Source organism: Bartonella sp. CE47NXGY (genome assembly GCF_042195415.1).
Taxonomy (GTDB): Bacteria; Pseudomonadota; Alphaproteobacteria; order Rhizobiales; family Rhizobiaceae; genus Bartonella.
Genome location: NZ_JBHIOI010000005.1, coordinates 1 through 18625 on the forward strand (window position 1 = coordinate 1; position 18625 = coordinate 18625).

Here is an 18625-nt window from a genome sequence, read left to right on the forward strand (position 1 = left end):
TTTATTTCCTACCTCGGTAAAAAAATACCGTGGTTATAAAATCGATCTTGTCTTTAAATCCTTTTATGCAATCTTTATAAACTAAACCTATAAGCTTATGACCGTTTCAAACGATTATTCCTTTGAAGGTTTAGCTCAAAAAAGAGCAAAACTCATACCATTTTTTAAACCTATACAATTTATGTTATCGATATTTTCAAACGACTAAATTTTTAAATAATGTGATTTGTGCTGTGATAAAAACGTACCATAAAATTTATGAACTGTTATGAATGATATCTGCTTTTCATTTCATTTGAACGTTTACATGCGTTATAATATTTGCATCATGATTTGCTTTTTACAGTCTATTCATCCATGGCAATCTTATATAAAAAATGGTCAAATGAATCACGTATAAAAGTATGGATTCTTAAGTAGATTCTTATAAAATAATTGCAAACAACATATTGACTTTATTGTGTTTTTTATATACTATACGATGTTTATGGGGTACCAGTTGTGCATACGCTTTATAGACAAGCTCTGCAATATCAAGTTGCTTCGGCTAAAGATGATTTTGTGTCTGAGAACGCAGGCCGTACATGGAGACTGAACAGCGAAGATGTACGGGCTTGCTGCGCACATCTTGTTGATGAAATGTATAAATTTTAAAATAATAAGGGTGGAGGATATGATCAAAAATGATAAGAAATACCGTTAGTTAGTCGTTGGTGGTACAGGAATATTGGCGCCCTTTTGCCGGTCATGAGGGCTGAACAACGTGATTATCGCAGCGCGTTTTCGTTCTCATCAATCCAAAATTGAGTTATTTCAGACAAGGGCTAAATGTATATTTTGGAGATTATTATAAGCCATAGGCACAATTTTTAAAAGGGGTACCACTATGGACGGGCTTGAAATATTGCATATTATGGGGGGCATTCGCCTGCACATGCATTTTCGTGTAGATTGAGATTGAGCAGTTGGCCTTCTTACCGAAGCCTCTGCGTATTGTTCATGTTTTTGGTTCTAATGCAGAGGATAAAATAATCTCTGGATGTGCGCATCATAATAAGATTGATCCCACATCTGTAAAATTAGGTCGGAAAAGGCTATCATATGGCCGGCGGTGGTCAATGAGAAAAGTGTTTATGATCATGTGATTTGTGAGAGCCGTATTGAGAAAGAGTTTGCGCAAAATCTCGATAATGACTCTGATGTAAGATTGTTTTTTAAACTGCCAAGAAGTTTTAAAATAATCATTCCCATTGGTTCTTATACGTCTGATTGGGCGGTTTTTTTAGAGAGGGATGGCGAACAAAAGCTTTATTTTGTACTGGAAACAAAAGGAACGAATAGCGATTTTGATTTGCGCCTTAAAGAAATGCTGAAGATTAAATGCGGCAAGGCGCATTTTACCGCCCTTGAGACTGGTGTGGTGTTTAACGAGGCACTGGTGATGAGTTGGCGCGATTCTAAGCGGGGGGGATGGTGGTAGAGAGAGTGGGGGCTGTGGTAGGAGTGGGCGGCACGAATGACGCTGTCTTTAGTTGTGTACCACCAAGCTAATTTTGTGCTTTGCGAAATTCGCCAAGGCTTTTGGACGTACCGCGTTTACCGCGTAATAAAATCTTATGAATATCATGCAGAAGGCGCGCGCAGAAGGGGGTGATTACGTGACTAGCTTCCCAATGCCGTAATTAAGTACAGCTACATAATGAGATAGCTCTTCAATATCATCAGTTGCACTGATACTTTTTCTTTATTTTCAAACAATAATAGGTCAGATGGTAACGATTATGTCCTTTCTATCTAAGAAAAGAGTAGCACTGCTTGCGTATATGCACGAGTAAAAGTCAATCAACATTGGTCTGAGGTAAAAACCGTCAATTATTTCTAATACACCTAAGGATTTCATAGCTTGCTCTAACGGTTTATATAAAGCCGCCCTTTTAAAAGGTGGATTGGGTGGAAAATTTATTGGGATATAGGCTTTATGAATCTCTCGAACTAAGCTTTCTACTATGCAGGTTCTAAGGCGTGATTGCATATATGGTCGCATCTGTTGCTGCATTGTGTAGGCAGAGATCCTAAATGAGGAAAGGAGGGATGCTCTTTTAATTACAAAGGAAGAATACGGCGCGTAAGTGAAGCAAAATGTATTTTGAGGAGCAGTAAAGGGGTGAGGTATTTGATTGTCCAGCGAGTGATGGATGGAGTATAAGGGGGTATTGCTAGGGCGGAGTTTTTAGTTAAGAATCGCGCTCCGTACGCTATAAGCTCTCTGCATCCTTCATATAGGCGTTGGATCATCGCCCAATGCAACGTAAAGGGGCTGTTTTGTCTTTAGCGTTTGTTTGGCTGCTTCTATAGCGCCGCTGGCTCTATCAGCCATTATGGTGATAATTTTCTCGTCCAAAGAATAGATCAATTGATTGCGTAATAGGGTATGTGTGCCTTTTTCGACCGTGTCTTTTTTTAAAAGCAGCTGTTACCTCGTGGCAGGGTTGGGGGTGTCTATATGATCAGCCTGCCAAAGAAATGGAAGCGTTATCGCGATAGCTACCAATAGTAGTCCAGCGATAAAGGTGGCAGCAAACTGCAATGATATAAAAGAACCAAGGACGCCGACCAAAAAGCTTCCGACCGGCGTTCCAGCATAGCCTATCACCCGAAAAGCAGAATTAGCTCGCCCGAGAAGTTGCTTTGGTGTGAGGCGCTGCCTGAAGGCGGTAACACCAATAAACCATAAGCTTGCTCCAACGCCAGCAATAAAGGTGACGCCCCATACGACGACAGCACTTTTTGAAAAGGCTGGAATCAGCAGCAAGACAACCGTTCCTAAACCGTCAGTGAGAACAGCTAGGCGCACCGGTGCATAGCGTATACGCGGCGCAAATAGGGCTCCTGCCATTGTTCCAAGCGCGTAGGCTGCAAACATCACGCCATATTGGCTGCTATGTAGGCCCAGATACCGACTGTCGGTAACGAAGAAGATGAATGAGGTTAGGAATGCTCCAAATACCACCGATAGAAAGAATGTGAGTAATGTAAGGGAGGTAAGATGCCGATTTGAAAAAATGAAACGAAAGCCGGCAATGATATAACGGAAAGTGATGTTTTCTTTATCAGGTGTTGGCGATGTCGGAACAGCATGGCGAGCGGTAAAAATCAATGCGATAAAAAGCACGATTAACAGGCCGAGAAATAGCAGTGTGCTATGCGCTAAAATGCTGCTTGTTATGACAGGGGCAAGAAAATAGGAGACCCCGAAATCTAAAAACAAGACAATAGAGTAGAAGGTCATCAATCGCTCTCCCTCCATGATAAGTGGTGGAATCGTCATTATATAAGCTTCGGCAGAAACGACGATGAATCCAGCAATGGTTGCATAGAAGAAAATTTGTTCGGCTGGAGCAATCTGTATCATAAGTAGTATGAACAGGACAATATGCAGTAGCATGAAGATGAGGAGAGCTGTGGTAGCAAGTTTTATTTTGTCGCAGCGATCAAGTAAAGCGCCTGCAAGGATGCCGAAAATTGGCCACGCTAATGAAAAGAGACCTTGCGCCCAACTTACTCCGACTACGCCATATCCAGATTGTCTTGCTAATAGCGGGATGGCAGTGCGCAAAGCACCGCTGAGTAAGGCGAGAAGACTAACGGTTAGGCAAAAATAGCGTATGTTCTTGTTGGAAAAAAGCGTGAACATTCTGTTCTCCTTAAGATGCCACACAGGTTTCCACTGTTCCATCAAGTACGGCGGTTGTATTCAGCATGTTTGCGACATAGCCGTCCAAGATATTCCTATCTGCCTGAGGTAGAAGAAAATACATAAGGTTGGAATACCATTGCCAACCACGCTGAGTCAGCTGGAGATCGTTATCACTTTCTGCGATGAGACCTGCACCTATGAGCTGTTGTAGGTTATTGTAAACGAAAGAGGGGAGTGCGGTCCAGTCAATTCTTTCTTTTTTGGCATAACCGTTATAAGGTAGCCTCATACACAAAGCCTTGGAGGCTTGTTGCTCTGCTGATACCCAATTGTAGTATACTTTGGATTTGCCTTTAAGTTGTATGTCGGTAATGTATCCGCTTCGACTGGGATTGGCTCGTGTGACGAGTGAGCCGAGAATCGACATTGCTGACGCCCCGAAGCCAACCACATAATCGTCATGATAACCATGCAAATATTTGTGATAGCGGAAATAATTAGCTGAACTCGTTTTAGCGAGCGTTAGAGGAGTGTTATTGGCAATTTTGATATAGGAATGCCCATTACACGGCGCATAGCCGCAGCTGCGCATAACGATGTCGCTAAATAAGCGAAGCATCTGTCGATGCTGTAGGCTGGATGGCTTTAGCCCTTTTTGTGCGTAAGACTTATGCAGTTGCGACGTGATAGCCAGATTGTTAATTGCATAGAGGTTGATGGTTTCAGGGTGAAGCTCGCTGGCTTGCTTCAAATCGTATAATAGTTCTTCGGCTTGCTGGCTGTGCATGCCATATAGTAGGTCTAAACCGACATGTCCAATTATCTCTTGTGACCAAGCTACGGTATTGTTGATTTGTTCACGTGTTGAGGTGAGGTTAAACAATGATCGGAAACGCTCAATGAAACTCTGTATACCGAAGCTGATCCGGTTAACGCCGATCTCACGGGCAGCATAAAGTTTATCACGTGTGACGCTCTTCGGTTCGCTTTCCAGTGTAAGCTCAGTTAAGGAAGAGAGCTCAAATTCGGCATGCAATACTTTTCCGATGTGGCGGATATTATCTGCAGACAAAAGCGACGGTGTGCCGCCCCCTATATAGATGCTGCGGATGGGCCCTCTAAGCGAGCGAATGAAATTTCCTTTGTTTCTGATCTCTGTGGTAAGCGCTGACATATAAGATTCGATTTGCTTAACGTGCTTGTAGGCCCCTTTCTGAAAGGGACAGAAGGAACAGATGGTTTCACAAAAGGGAATATGCAAATAAAGAGAAATAGTATGCGCTTGTGGAATCTGCTTACTGTGCGCTAGTTTATTAAAGTCTAGGTAATCGTAAAATTCATTTGAAATAGTGCGAAATAACGGATATGTGAAGTTGTAAATCAGCTTGAGTTGATCGAATTTCACAAAAGGATGATCCACGAGTTGCATAGCTTATCTCCCCCAATTTCTTAACGCGCACTATATTATTGACGGGCGACTGGTGATCCAATTATCCGAGTGTATTACCAAAGATTTTCACGGAACATAATGAATCCTCCTTTTGTAGAAGTTATATGTATTATACATATAACTCATTATATGAACAGATGAGCTTGTTTAAGAGGCAATGGAAAGATAAAAAATGTCTATTTATAAAAGAACTTTCTCTTGCAGTCTTATGGTCTGATATTGTAATTGGTACCCTGTTTTACGTGGTCGGGCTATGAATGCCTAGAGCGAGAAAAAGCAGGGTATTTTAATGGACGTGCGGGACATCATTGTTATATTGCTGGGTCTTGGAATTTGCGTCTGGTTATGAAATATCATTAGCGCAAAAGATGGTTTTAAAGGTAGAGATTTTAATATCTCTGTAAAACTTCGAGAAGAGATAGAATTATCTATTAGAAAACATATAAATGTCCAGTGTGATAATATTATCGAATGACATGGCATCATCGCTCTTGCTCGCCATTTTGACATATTACCTAAAATCTCATTGAGATTGTGTCATGTACTGGCAAACGGGGATAGATCGCGTTTTGGTATGACTGCGACGAAGTTACGTGCTGCATTGTCTTTGCTAGAATCCAATAGGATTAGGCTTAATGGGGTGCCTTTGCATGTGGGCTCTAATTTGAATTCGACTGAGTTAATAGTATCCACCTTAACTAAGGCTGGAAAGGATATTTACGCATTGAAGGATCAAAAAAGTTTTATCAGTTTAGGCGGGGATATCCGACTTCCACAGCGTTCTGCGATGCCATGACGATCAATGACGAATACCCTCGTAAAATTTATGAGGCATTATCACAATTGGGTTGTGGTTTACATAAGCTTACGGTAATTATTGAACCTAGGCGTGTTATATCTAAAGATTATGGTTATTTATTTTCAAATATTAGCTCTATAAAAGAGCAGAATGGTACGAACTTAATTACAATCTGGGCTCTGGGGATGTGTACTCAATCTGCACAGTATCACTAGGTCAGAAGTCAAAGTATGTGAAAGCAACTGATACAAAAAAAAATTTACGATGGTGGAAGATCGACGATGAAGGACTTTAGTTCAAAGGAAATTGATATTATTGTGTTCTCATATCCTGATTTTTTGGCTTTTTAGATATAAATAACACATCTCCTAGTGGGCTGGAGACTATCAGATGTTGGATCCCGCATGGCGCAATTAGCAAAAATTCCTATCTATTGGATTTGGTATGCTCTACTGGATTCTCAGCTCTAAATATTGTGTGCGAAGAGCAATGTCAAGCGGTGGAAATTGATATAAGTGCAGAGTTTGTACCATCCGCTCAGAACAAGGTTGATAGCTCTATTATGCAGGCGATGGTTAAGTTTCATATTGGAAATGCTGAGCGTATGTCTTATCCTGAAAATACATTTACGCATATTACGGCGGGGTGAGTATTTGTAAGCACAGCTGTAAAGGCTATTCACCATCCTAGGGTGTTTACTTCTACGTGGATAACAATAGAGTTACAAAACTTGCTTCATATTAAAAGAAAAGTTTCTTTTCTTTTAATTAAGCATTGCTACAACCAAAAGGAAATTAAATATCTCGCCTTTATTATTCTCGCCAATGTTTGCTTATATATGATTATTTGAATCGGAATTAGGTTACGTACAATATGGTATTTCTCGCTGTTTTATATAAGGAGAAGGTTCGCACCGATGTATCGCGTGCAATATCAATTTTTTCACTATGATGATAGGATAGCTTTTTGAGCGCAAAGTTCTTTTACCTTGATGGATCTTATAGTATTCTTCAAAAATATCAGTTGATAATTTTTTTTCGTGTCGTTTATGCATGGGCTGATACAATAAGAATAGGACTTGATTGTTTTTAAAGTTGGTATGTTATGGATGTAAAAAATGGTAAACAAACGAAAAGTAAGAATTTTAAACCTGTTTCTCGTTTTCTCAAAAGTTTACGTGGTGTGCACAATTGGGAACAAGTTTCACAATGGCTTGCTTTCCGTAAGGTAGAGGATATTGAATGTATTACGCCTGATCAAGCAGGGGTACCACGGGGCAAGATGATGCTTTCTAAAAAATTTACATCGGAAACATCATTGGCATTGCCTTCAGCAGTTTTTATGGCAACAATTTCAGGGGATTATCCGGAAGATGGTCATGGTTTTGAATATCCTAAAGCAGATGGTGATTTACGCCTTGAGCCTGATCTTTCTACGTTAAGCATTGTTCCATGGGAAGATGCTCCTACGGCACAGGTGATTTGTGATCTTGTGTATCAAAATGGTCAGGTTGTAGATTACACACCACGCAATGTTTTACGAACGGTGGTTCACTTTTACACAAAAATGGGTTTAAGCCCTGTTGTTTCACCAGAAATTGAGTTTTATTTGGTACAAAAAAATCCCGATCCTGATTATCCGTTAGTTCCACCGGTTGGTCGTTCTGGGCGTTCAATTGGTGGTGGACAGGGGTACTCCATTGCTGGTGTTAATGAATTTGATGATTTGATTGATGATATTTATCAATTTTCAGAGGCACAAGGATTGGAAATTGATACCCTCATTCATGAAGAAGGAGCAGGTCAGTTTGAAATTAATTTACGTCATGGTGATCCTATTGAGTTAGCGGATCAAGTTTTTATGTTTAAACGAACAATTCGTGAAGCAGCACTAAAACATAATATGTATGCAACTTTTATGGCAAAACCCATTCAAGGGCAGCCGGGTTCTGCTATGCATATTCACCAATCGGTTGTTGATAAGAAAACCGGTATGAATATTTTTACACAGGAAAATGGTGAAGAAAGTATCTGTTTTCGCCATTTTATTGGTGGATTGCAAAAACATATGCCAGGGGTACTTGTGATGCTTGCACCTTATGTGAATTCTTATCGACGTCTTGTCCCTGATAATTCGGCTCCTGTTAATTTGCGATGGGGATATGATAATCGTACTACAGCTTTTCGAGTTCCCCGTTCTGCTCCTCAAGCGCGACGTGTTGAGAATAGACTTCCTTCATCAGATGCGAATCCTTATTTAGCTCTTGCAGCTTCTTTAGCGTGTGGTCTTATTGGTTTGCAACAAAAAATTGAGCCGGATGAGCCAGCGACAAATAATGTAAACGCTGATAATATTGAGTTGCCGCGTGGACTCATTGAGGCAGTCAATTTGTTTGAACAAGATACAGTGATACGTGCTATTTTAGGGGATGTGTTTGTCAGTACTTATGCTGCAATCAAACGCCAAGAGTTTGAAACTTTTATGGAAGTAATCAGTCCGTGGGAGCGTGAATATCTCCTGCTGAATGTTTAAATTTTATGACGATGATTGATTATAATTCAATTTCTCCAGGAATTTCTTGGTATGAAGATGCTTTAAGAGAACGTCCATCGTATCCTTCTTTTTGTGAAAACAGACAGTGTGATGTGGTCATTATTGGAGGCGGATTTACGGGTCTTTCGGCTGCTTATCATTTAGCCAAGGCTGGAGTAGATGTTGTTTTATTTGAAGCATCACGTTTTGGTGATGGTGCTTCAGGGCGCAATGGTGGACAGCTGGGAACAGGGCAACGGCAATGGGTAGAAACATTAGAAAAAAAGTATGGTTTTGAGCGGAGTAAGGCTCTGTTTGATTTGGCAGAAGAAGCTAAAAGAGATATTTTAGCTTTATGCGCAATGCCTAATTGTCCGTGTGATTTGATAGGAGGACAGCTTTCTGTAACTCATAAAAGGCGTGAGCTTCTCTCTTATCAACGGCATATTGAGGCGATGCAGCGTTATGGCTATCACGCGCTTACTTTTATGGATAAGGCTGAAACATTTGAGCGACTTGGATCAACTTTTTATTGTGGTGGTATTTATGATGCGGATACCGGTCATATAAATCCCTTAAAATTGATTATTGGGTTGGCAAAAAGAGCACAAGATGCTGGTGCTAAGCTTTATGAGAAGTCACAAGTAACGACCATAAGGCGCAAGGGAGCACATTGGAAAGTAATAACAGAAAAAGGCAGTGTAACAGCAGAGCATGTTTTACTTGCAACAAATGGGTATAAACTTGGTCTGGAGCGTTTTATTGAGAAAAATATTGTTTCTATTCGCTCTTATATTGGAGCAACGGACCCATTACCAAAGCATAGTTCAATTCTTATAGGGGGGGAATCGGTTGATGATTCCCGTTTTATGGTTCGCTATTTTCGCAAAAGCATTGATAATCGTCTCTTATTTGGTGGTGTAGAAAGTTATGATAATAAGCATCCTCTAAATTTAGATGAACGTATAAAACGGCAAATTGTTGAAATTTATCCTCAATTACATTCTATCAATTTAAGCCATCGGTGGGGAGCAACGGTTGCCATCACAGTTGAACGCATGCCCTATGTTCGCCAACTTTTCTCAAGGATGACTTATTGTGGTGGTTATTCAGGGCATGGCGTTATGCTGGCTCCTTTCGTGGGAAAATTATACGCAGAATGGTTAACTGGAAAATATGAACGTTTTTCCTATTTCCAAGACTTAAAGATTTCATCTTTTCCGGGGGGACGCGTTTTGCGTTATCCGCTTATATTTTTAGCAATGCGTTGGTTTTCTTTATTGGATCGCCTTTAATGTAAACATTGCTTGAAATGAAGAAAATTAATGGCTTATTTAGTATCTGTCTGCTTTAATGATGAAAGCTTTTATAAGTGATATGGGATTTCATAATCGAATAGAAAAATAAACAAGTTCATGGTGCGTAAAATTATTCCAGTTTCTTCCTTTGATTGTATTGTTTTTGGTGGCAATGGTGATCTGGCGTTGCGCAAGCTTTTGCCGGCTTTATATCATTGTCAGTGTGCTGGGCAATTCAGTGAGCCAACACGTATTATTGGGGTTTCGCGCACTTCCTTAAGTTGTGAAGAATATCAAAATTTTGTTCGCATTTCTTTAGAAAAACATATCCATCCAAAAGATCTCAATTCAACAGAACTCAATCGTTTTCTTGCACGTTTAACTTACGTTTCTGTTGATGTTACCTCAAATCGAGGGTGGGAGGATTTAGCTCTCCTTCTGTCACAAGATTCAGCAGATATTCGAGCTTTTTATTTGGCTGTTGGTTCGTCACTTTTTGCTGATATTGCGATGAAGTTGGGAAAAAATAATTTGGTGACAGCACAAACACGGATTATCATTGAAAAACCAATTGGTTGCGATGTAAAAACAGCTATTTCACTTAATGATGTATTTGCAAGCGCCTTTAATGAAGAGCAGATCTTTCGCATTGATCATTATCTTGGGAAGGAAACTGTTCAAAATTTAATGGCATTGCGGTTTGTTAATACACTTTATGAACCGCTATGGAACTCCAATTATATTGATCATGTTCAAATAACCGTTGCTGAATCTTTAGGGTTAGAGGGGCGTACAGAATACTATGAAAGCACTGGTGCTCTACGCGATATGGTTCAAAACCATATGCTACAGTTACTTTGTTTGGTTGCGATGGAAATACCATTTACCAACAGTGCTAATGCTGTGCGCGATGAAAAACTTAAAGTTTTACATTCTTTAACACCGCTTGATGTCCATAATGTAGGGCAGCATACTGTACGTGGGCAGTATCTTTCTGGTCTATCAAATGGTATATCGGTAGAGTCTTATTTTGATGATCTAGGAAGAGTGAGTAAGAGTGAAACATTTGTAGCACTTAAGGTTAAGATTGATAACTGGCGTTGGGCTAATACGCCTTTTTATTTACGAACAGGTAAGCGCATGTTCACGCGAATGTCTGAAATTGTTGTGGTTTTTAAACCTATTCCTCATAATATTTTTAATGTGGATTTAGATGAAATTTTTTCTAATCGGCTTGTAATTCGTCTCCAACCTGATGAAGGTGTAAAACAATGGTTGATGATTAAGGATCCAAGTTATGGCGGTATGCGGTTTCGTCACATTCCATTAGACATGAGTTTTGCTTCCGCATTTTCTGAACGTAATCCTGATGCTTATGAACGTTTATTAATGGATGTTATTCGTGGAGATCAAACACTGTTTATGCGTCGTGATGAAGTTGAGGCTGCTTGGCGTTGGATTGATCCAATCATTGAGGGATGGGAAGCAATAAAACAGCCTGTTCACAGTTATAACGCTGGTTCGTGGGGTCCGTCTGCTTCGATGAGCCTCATGGAACGTGATGGACGTATATGGAACAATTTAGTTTAGAGCAATAAGTATGTATAGAATGAATATTGATCGTTTAGACTTTGAAACCCCTCAGACTTTAGCTTTGGCATTAGCAGATCGAGTAGCCGCAGAGCTTAGTGTATCTGTTCTTGAGCGCAAGAGAGCAGTTTTAGCGGTGTCTGGTGGTAAAACACCAGAATTGTTTTTTCATTATTTGTCAAAAGCAGATATTGATTGGCAAAAGATCATTATCACTTTGGTCGATGAACGTTTTGTCCCTACACACGATGAACGTTCAAATGAACATATGGTACGGTGTCATTTGTTACAAAATTTTGCCGAAAAAGCACGTTTTGTAGGGCTTTATCATAAAGCAATTACTGCTGAACTTGCTGCTTTTTCAGCGGCGAGTCGTGTTAATACTTTGCCTAAACCCTTTGATGTTGTTGTTTTAGGAATGGGGGAGGATGGACATACGGCTTCTTTTTTTCCTGATGCTGATCGTTTAAAGCAAGCGCTTGATTTACGAACACAAGCACTTGTTTTACCCCTTCATGCTAAGAGTGCTGTTGAGCCAAGACTCTCACTAACTTTGCCAGTTATTATGCAATCTCGTTGCATTATTCTCCATTTCGAGGGTTTTCAGAAACGCGATTGTTTTGAGGAAGCTTGTCAAGATGGGGCTGAAACAGAAATGCCTATTCGGGCAATTTTGCGTAATTCCCCTCATCTCGTTCAGGTTTATTGGTCGCCTGCAGAAAATGAAATAAGTGAATCAAAATATGCGACACAAGGTGAATAAAACGTAATCTCTCTCAATGAATGAGGGGAAGAAACAATGAAAGGGGGAGAGAAATATGGCACTTTCCAAGACAATTGCTACAGTTACACGAAGGATTTATGAACGTTCTCGATCAACACGAGAAATTTACTTAGATCGTATTGCGAAAGCACAAGTTCATCGCCCCAAACGGAGTTTTTTAGGATGCGCCAATCAGGCTCATGGCTTTGCTGCTTGTGGTGCAATAGATAAAGAGCGTTTGAAGGGAAATATCGTTGGGAATATTGGCATTATCACGGCATATAATGATATACTTTCAGCACATCAACCTTTTGAAAAATTTCCTCACTTAATTAAAGAGTCGGCCCGTATGGTTGGTGGTGTTGCACAGGTTGCAGGTGGTGTTCCCGCGATGTGCGATGGTGTTACGCAGGGAAATGCGGGGATGGAGCTTTCCCTTTTTTCGCGTGAAGTAATTGCAATGGCAACAGCTATAAGCTTATCACACGATGTCTTTGATGCAGCATTGTATCTTGGGGTGTGTGATAAAATTGTGCCAGGTTTATTGATTGGTGCCCTAACATTTGGTCATTTACCAGGAATTTTTATAGCTGCTGGTCCTATGACAAGTGGTCAAGGTAATGATGAAAAAGCAAAGATACGTCAACTTTACGCGGAAAATAAAATAGATCGCCAAACACTTCTAGCATCGGAAGCACGTTCTTATCATGGGCCAGGAACATGTACATTTTATGGAACAGCTAACTCTAATCAGGTGATACTGGAGATGATGGGGCTTCATATGCCGGGAGCTTCTTTTATTAATGCGAATACACCGTTGCGTGATGCTTTAACAAAAGAAGCCACGAAACGTGTACTTGAAATGACAGATCTTGGTGATCATTATAGTCCACTTGGAATGATCATTGATGAGCGTTCTTTTGTGAATGCTATTGTAGGATTAAATGCAACAGGAGGTTCTACCAATCATACGATTCATTTGATTGCTATAGCTGCTGTTTGCGGTATTAAATTGACATGGCATGATATTGCAGAAATTTCATCCGTTGTGCCTCTTTTAGCGCGCATTTATCCTAACGGTTTAGCAGATATTAATCATTTTTATGCAGCAGGGGGGATAGGATTTATTATCCGCGAGCTTATTGAGGCAGGTTTGGTACATGAAGATGTTTCTACGGTTTTTGGTAAAGATCTCAATGCTTATGCAATTGAAGCAAAGCTTTCTGCTGATGGTCATGTGGTGCGTGAAGCGGCTCTTAAGGAAAGTGGTGATCATAAGGTGTTAGCGGGGTGGAGAAAGCCATTTCAGCTTGATGGTGGTCTTCGTGTTTTATCAGGAGATTTGGGAACAGCTATTATAAAAGTTTCCTCTGTTAAACCAGAGTATTGGCAGATTAAAGCACCAGTCTTTGTTTTTAATGATCAAGAGGAACTACAAAAATCTTTTAAATCTGGAGTGTTGCATAATAAAGACTTTATCGCTGTCATTCGCTATCAAGGACCAAAAGCCAATGGTATGCCAGAGCTTCATAAATTAACAACCATTTTAGGCGTTTTACAAGATCGCGGTCAAAAGGTAGCATTGATAACCGATGGGCGTATGTCAGGAGCGTCAGGAAAAATTCCTGCTGCTCTCCATGTGACACCAGAAGCAGTGGATAATGGCCCCATTGCACGTTTGCAGGATGGTGATATTGTTTTTCTTGATGCTCATGAGGGTAAATTAACTCTTTTGGAGGATTTAGCAAAATTTAACGCGCGAAAAATCATACCTCCGGATCTTTCAAAAAACGAACATGGTGTTGGACGCGAACTTTTTCATGTTTTTCGTCAATCCGTTAATCGTGCAGATCAAGGGGCATCTGTTTTTATGACATGAAAAATGCAAAAATAAATAAGCTGAATCATATACAATGAAACCATATACAAGGAATTGTTACAATTTTTAGAATTTTGGTATCGGCAGATTGTGTGATCGCGCGGCGGCTTTGAGTGTATTAACCATAAGCATGGCAATTGTCATTGGTCCAACGCCTCCTGGAACAGGGGTGATCGCAGCAGCTTTTTCTTTTACGTTTTCAAAATCGACATCACCAACAAGACGTGTTTTCCCTATACCTTTTTCTGGTGCAGCAACGCGGTTAATACCGACATCAATAACAATTGCACCATCTTTTATCCAGTCTTTTTTAATCATTTGTGGGCGGCCTACAGCTGCTACTAGAATATCAGCGCTTCGACACACATCATCAAGGTCACGGGTACGACTATGGGCAATTGTCACAGTGGCATTGGCTGCTGTTAAAAGGGCAGCCATAGGTTTTCCAACAATATTAGAGCGTCCAACAACGACAGCATCAAGTCCAGATAAATCTCGTCCACAGTGTTGTTCAATCATCATCATGGCACCAGCTGGAGTGCAGGGAATAATTGCATCTTCAAGTGCATTTGCCGCGAGTTTTCCTACATTAATATAATGAAAACCATCAACATCTTTTTGGAAAGCAACGGCTTGTGTTATGCGATTTGTATTCATATGAGCAGGGAGAGGCAGCTGTACCAAAATACCATGAATTTTGGGATCAGAATTTAATGTTGCAATAAGTTGAAGGAGTTCTTTTTCTTGCGTTTCTTTGGAAACGACATGTTTGATTGAAAGAAACCCACATTCTTCGGCTTTTTTATTTTTTGAGGTGACATATACTTGACTTGCAGGATCATCTCCAACGATAATAACAGCGATACTAGGTTGTATATTATAGTGATGGCGGAGCTTTGCTGTTTCGGCCTTAACTTTCACAATAATCTCTTCAGCAAGTTTTTTTCCGTCGATAATATTATTCATTCAGAGATCCTTTCGGTAAGGCTGTTTGTTTTTTTTTGTAAAGCATTTTCTAATAATACGATAGAGTTTTATAGCAATATTCATATGAGAACAGTAAGAATGGTTTTATAATGTTGTGGATTTATAGTTTTGAAGACTTTTAAATAATTGCTTTATAAAGAAGCAGCAACATTGCTGTTTGAATAAATTTTGGATAAAGAACAAAAATAATGAAGATACAAAGTGGATATAGTGAATTATAGGATTATAAAAACTTTTTATGATCATTTAAGTTTGTTTTTAATCTGTTATAGGGGGATAAGTATAGAGGGATAATGTGCGCATCAGAATAATAAAATTTTTGAGCGGAGTTTTTATTACAATTATCTTTTTATTTGGAGTGGGGATTCTCGTTTTACCTTATCTTATTTCTACAGATGCGATTCGTATTCGTTTAGCGCAGGATTTAAGTGCATGGACGGGTTACAATGTGCAATTGCGTGATCCACCGCGGTTACATCTTTTTCCTTATCCTAAAGCATTTCTTTCTGGCGTTACTTTAACATCAAAAATGGATGATGTTGCGCCATTAATGGAAGCTGAATCAATAGAAGTTGATCTTTCTGTCGTCGATCTTCTTTGGGGACATATTTCTTTTTCAGAGACGCGGATTATGCGTCCTCAATTTGTTATGGAAAAGCCTGTTAAAACAATAGCAGATTTTTTTGATCGGTTTTCTCGCTCACAAGGTGCATTAGGGGTGGCAATACGTAATACGCGTGAAATATTAAAACATAATCCTGAGCATCCAGAGATAGAGCACCTTTTAAAACAACCTTTTGGACGGATTGTCATTAAAAATGGTGTTCTTGTGTATCACGATAGTTTTTCAGGAGTAGCAGAAAAAATAACAGGATTAAATGCAACTTTAGATTGGCCGGAATCAACTCAGGAAGTACGGTTACGTGCAGATGCGCGTTGGCGCGGAGAGTTTACAAAATTATCACTTGATGCTTCTCAAGCATTACTGCTTCTTGCTGGAGGCAAAAGTCATATTAGGGCAAGTCTCAATTCTGTACGTGGGGGAATAACTTTTACAGGAAAGGCTCGATTATCTGAATATTATATTTTTGACGGAAAAGTGTCAATGCGTTCTCCTGGATGGAATCAGACATTGTCTTGGGTTGGTGGAAATCAGTTTTGGGGACATAAATTAAAAATACCCATTGTATGGGAATCTCATTTTTTAGCGCAGCCAATGCATATCCAAATGAACAATGTTACATTTACGATGGGGAAAGCCAATGCGCGAGGAGCTTTAAAACTCGATTTTCAAGATTATGTACCAAATGTCATGGGCTCTTTAGCCTTTGATAATCTAGACCTTAGCCTCTTGGGTTCAATGTTTTTTTCAGGTAAAAAGAAAAATGCCTGCTTTGACATGAGAACTTTTGATTGTATTGGCGTGGATATACGACTTTCTGCGCCACAAGCTAAAATAGGAAATATTTCACTCACAAATTTAGCTGCTGCAATACAAATAAGAGATGGTCATGGTATTTTTGATCTTGGACATGCGAATATTTTTGGTGGATCTGTGCAAAGTAATATTGAAGTTACTTCAGCTGGACAGAAAGTGCGTATTGGAGGAAATATTTCAGGTGCTTCTATTGATATGCAGGAGACTTTAGAAATCTTGGGATTTATTCCATTTATACAAAGCAAAACGAATTTTACTGCAACGGTACGAACACTTGCTGATTCTTGGCCAGAAATTTTTACGAAAATGCAGGGTGAGTTAACACTGAAGATGTCTTCTGGTCGGCTATTAGGGTATGATCTGAATGAATTACAAACAAGACTTTCAAATAAACAACAATTTCTTTTAATGAATAATGATACTTTTTCAACAACATTTGATCACTGGGATATTCAGACAAGCTTTTCAGAAGGTATGATGAAGGTAACAGAGTCATTAATGCGTACAGCAGACTTGAGCTTATCCATTCAAGGAATCATTGCAACTGCTATTGCGCAAGGGAAGGAAAATGAACTGATATTACAGGCACAACTACGCAAAAACTATAGATCAGAAACTTTATGTAAAGATGTCCAATGTCTTGCTAATAGCCTTGCATGGCCTTTTACATTTTCTCTAAGCTCTAAAGGACAAAATCATGGCGATTTTTGGGTTACAAAAGATATTAACGCAGATTGAGTATCGTTTTTCATCTGTATAATATTCTATCCTATAATGGTAATTCGTCTTTTTGCAACTTAAAATTGTCTTTTAAATTTAAATCAGAGCTCCCATTATCGGAAGATTCTCTCATTTTAAATCCGTTCGTCGTGAAGCAGTAAAAACCATCCTCACCGTCATAATAAGTGAGGTTGGTATAGATAAATGACTGAAGAGAGGAATAAAAAACCTTCTTATGGAATCTTTCAAATACAAGAGATTCATAATATCGGTGCTAATCTTATAAAAATTGCTAAAAAACATTAAAATTTTAAGGAGGATGTTGGCCAGTGCTTATTGAATCGCAGAAGAAATACCATAGCCATCTTTGGTAATTGTATGCTTCCCGTCGGCTCCAACAGAACCAATTCCCACTGTAATCAAAATAAAGGCTAAGAGGGTTGTAATCGTAATAATTGTAGCTTTTTTAGCAGACATATTTTTCCTCCACGGATGCATCAATGACTGAATGCAAAGATGAATGGTGCATTATTTAAACTTTTATGAAAGCAGAATCACTTAAGGATCTATAAGTTCCTATTATTATCTCATAAAGCTAAAAAAACTCTATAATTCTTTAATATATTATAGTTCTATAGATATAATTTTTTCTTTTTGCTATATATTTTTCTTCATTTTCTCGATGACGATAGTGAGCATTGGCAAAATTTTTATGCGCATAAATTATAAACTTAAAAGATTATTTATCCGGCAGACATTGGCTTTGAATGAAGAAATAAAGATAGAGGGGGCACAAGCTTCTTATCTTATGCATGTTTTGCGTATGAAAGAAGGAGCAGAAATTTTACTTTTTAATGGACAGGATGGTGAGTGGCTTGCTAAACTTATCACTGTTAAGAAAAAATTTGTTGTGGTTCAGCTTATCCATCAAGAAAGATTACAAACGACGCATTCCAATCTTATTTATTGCTTTGCTCCACTCAAAAATGCGCGGTTGGATTATATGGTGCAGAAAGCTGTTGAAATGGGGGTATCGATTTTGCAGCCTGTTATAACGCATCATACGCAGGCTACGCGTATCAATATGGCGCGTATGGAAGCCAATGTTATTGAAGCTTCTGAACAGTGTGGAATTTTATCTCTTCCTAAATGCGTATCGGCTCTATCATTAGCAGAACTTTTAGCACAGTGGGATGAGACACAGCCTTTATTCTTTTGTGATGAAGAGCATAAATTGCATAATCCATTACCTTCTTTTAAAAAGCGTGACGTTACAACACCTGGTATTCTTATTGGACCGGAAGGTGGCTTTAGTGAAGAAGAGCGGAGCTTTTTAAAAAAACATCCTTTTGTGTTTCCAATATCACTAGGTCCGCGTATTTTACGCGCTGATACTGCCGCTGTTGCTGCTTTGGCTCTTCTTAATGCTACCGTGGGGGATTGGGCAATGGATTGAGAAATCTGTAAAATCA

General features: G+C 39.3%; 15 protein-coding genes. 11 read left to right on the plus strand and 4 right to left on the minus strand.

What is annotated here, in order from left to right; translation table 11 throughout:
- Positions 1-501 precede the first annotated feature (501 nt).
- Complete coding sequence (locus ACFIL3_RS03070) at positions 502-654, plus strand: hypothetical protein (protein WP_375613550.1); 153 nt, start codon at positions 502-504, stop codon at positions 652-654.
- A gap of 457 nt (positions 655-1111) precedes the next feature.
- Positions 1112-1480 carry a hypothetical protein gene (locus ACFIL3_RS03075; RefSeq protein WP_375681828.1) on the plus strand — a complete coding sequence of 123 codons (369 nt, stop codon included), beginning with the start codon at positions 1112-1114 and terminating at the stop codon, positions 1478-1480.
- Between the two features lie 993 nt (positions 1481-2473).
- Here ACFIL3_RS03075 and ACFIL3_RS03080 read toward each other — a convergent pair.
- Both ACFIL3_RS03080 and ACFIL3_RS03085 read right to left on the minus strand, forming a co-directional pair.
- Positions 2474-3694, minus strand: a complete 1221-nt coding sequence (locus ACFIL3_RS03080; protein ID WP_375681829.1) for an MFS transporter — start codon at positions 3692-3694, stop codon at positions 2474-2476.
- 10 nt (positions 3695-3704) lie between these two features.
- Positions 3705-5126: a coproporphyrinogen-III oxidase family protein gene (locus tag ACFIL3_RS03085; RefSeq protein ID WP_375681830.1), complete on the minus strand. Its 1422-nt coding sequence runs from the start codon at positions 5124-5126 to the stop codon at positions 3705-3707.
- Between the two features lie 547 nt (positions 5127-5673).
- Between ACFIL3_RS03085 and ACFIL3_RS03090 the strand changes: the two genes are divergently transcribed.
- The 7 genes from ACFIL3_RS03090 to edd all read left to right on the plus strand — a co-directional run bounded on the left by ACFIL3_RS03090 (position 5674) and on the right by edd (position 14008).
- Positions 5674-5943 (plus strand): hypothetical protein, encoded by a 270-nt coding sequence (locus ACFIL3_RS03090; RefSeq protein ID WP_375613546.1) that lies wholly within the window; start codon positions 5674-5676, stop codon positions 5941-5943.
- Between the two features lie 415 nt (positions 5944-6358).
- Entirely contained in the window at positions 6359-6595 is a 237-nt protein-coding gene (locus tag ACFIL3_RS03095; protein ID WP_375668516.1) for a class I SAM-dependent methyltransferase, read from the plus strand.
- Positions 6596-7050: 455 nt separating this feature from the next.
- A complete protein-coding gene (locus ACFIL3_RS03100) occupies positions 7051-8478 on the plus strand; it encodes a glutamine synthetase family protein (protein WP_273790377.1) in 1428 nt (475 codons plus the stop codon).
- Positions 8479-8489: 11 nt separating this feature from the next.
- Positions 8490-9773, plus strand: coding sequence for an NAD(P)/FAD-dependent oxidoreductase (locus ACFIL3_RS03105; protein WP_375668517.1), 1284 nt, complete (start codon positions 8490-8492; stop codon positions 9771-9773).
- A 120-nt stretch (positions 9774-9893) separates the two neighbouring features.
- Positions 9894-11366, plus strand: a complete 1473-nt coding sequence (gene zwf, locus ACFIL3_RS03110; protein WP_375668499.1) for a glucose-6-phosphate dehydrogenase — start codon at positions 9894-9896, stop codon at positions 11364-11366.
- A 10-nt stretch (positions 11367-11376) separates the two neighbouring features.
- Positions 11377-12129 (plus strand): 6-phosphogluconolactonase, encoded by a 753-nt coding sequence (gene pgl, locus ACFIL3_RS03115; RefSeq protein ID WP_375668500.1) that lies wholly within the window; start codon positions 11377-11379, stop codon positions 12127-12129.
- 55 nt (positions 12130-12184) lie between these two features.
- Positions 12185-14008, plus strand: a complete 1824-nt coding sequence (gene edd, locus ACFIL3_RS03120; protein ID WP_375668501.1) for a phosphogluconate dehydratase — start codon at positions 12185-12187, stop codon at positions 14006-14008.
- Between the two features lie 66 nt (positions 14009-14074).
- Here the strand turns inward: edd and folD are convergent, their stop codons facing one another.
- The gene (gene folD, locus ACFIL3_RS03125; protein ID WP_375629801.1) at positions 14075-14974 is read right to left on the minus strand and encodes a bifunctional methylenetetrahydrofolate dehydrogenase/methenyltetrahydrofolate cyclohydrolase FolD; all 900 of its coding nucleotides are present in this window, start codon (positions 14972-14974) and stop codon (positions 14075-14077) included.
- A 316-nt stretch (positions 14975-15290) separates the two neighbouring features.
- Between folD and ACFIL3_RS03130 the strand changes: the two genes are divergently transcribed.
- A complete protein-coding gene (locus ACFIL3_RS03130) occupies positions 15291-17171 on the plus strand; it encodes an AsmA family protein (protein ID WP_375638023.1) in 1881 nt (626 codons plus the stop codon).
- Positions 17172-17486: 315 nt separating this feature from the next.
- Here the strand turns inward: ACFIL3_RS03130 and ACFIL3_RS03135 are convergent, their stop codons facing one another.
- On the minus strand, positions 17487-17630 hold the full coding sequence (locus tag ACFIL3_RS03135; protein WP_273790383.1) for a hypothetical protein: 144 nt from the start codon (positions 17628-17630) through the stop codon (positions 17487-17489).
- A gap of 235 nt (positions 17631-17865) precedes the next feature.
- On the opposite strand from ACFIL3_RS03135, the gene ACFIL3_RS03140 reads away from it, so the two are divergent.
- Positions 17866-18609 (plus strand): 16S rRNA (uracil(1498)-N(3))-methyltransferase, encoded by a 744-nt coding sequence (locus ACFIL3_RS03140; protein WP_375612075.1) that lies wholly within the window; start codon positions 17866-17868, stop codon positions 18607-18609.
- Positions 18610-18625 lie beyond the last annotated feature (16 nt).

Coding starts and splice junctions, on each gene's coding strand:
- ACFIL3_RS03080 (WP_375681829.1), bottom strand. CDS start 3,694: ATGTTCACGCTTTTTTCCAACAAGAACATACGCTATTTTTGCCTAACC.
- ACFIL3_RS03085 (WP_375681830.1), bottom strand. CDS start 5,126: ATGCAACTCGTGGATCATCCTTTTGTGAAATTCGATCAACTCAAGCTG.
- ACFIL3_RS03100 (WP_273790377.1), top strand. CDS start 7,051: ATGGATGTAAAAAATGGTAAACAAACGAAAAGTAAGAATTTTAAACCT.
- ACFIL3_RS03105 (WP_375668517.1), top strand. CDS start 8,490: ATGATTGATTATAATTCAATTTCTCCAGGAATTTCTTGGTATGAAGAT.
- zwf (WP_375668499.1), top strand. CDS start 9,894: ATGGTGCGTAAAATTATTCCAGTTTCTTCCTTTGATTGTATTGTTTTT.
- pgl (WP_375668500.1), top strand. CDS start 11,377: ATGTATAGAATGAATATTGATCGTTTAGACTTTGAAACCCCTCAGACT.
- edd (WP_375668501.1), top strand. CDS start 12,185: ATGGCACTTTCCAAGACAATTGCTACAGTTACACGAAGGATTTATGAA.
- folD (WP_375629801.1), bottom strand. CDS start 14,974: ATGAATAATATTATCGACGGAAAAAAACTTGCTGAAGAGATTATTGTG.
- ACFIL3_RS03135 (WP_273790383.1), bottom strand. CDS start 17,630: ATGTCTGCTAAAAAAGCTACAATTATTACGATTACAACCCTCTTAGCC.
- ACFIL3_RS03140 (WP_375612075.1), top strand. CDS start 17,866: ATGCGCATAAATTATAAACTTAAAAGATTATTTATCCGGCAGACATTG.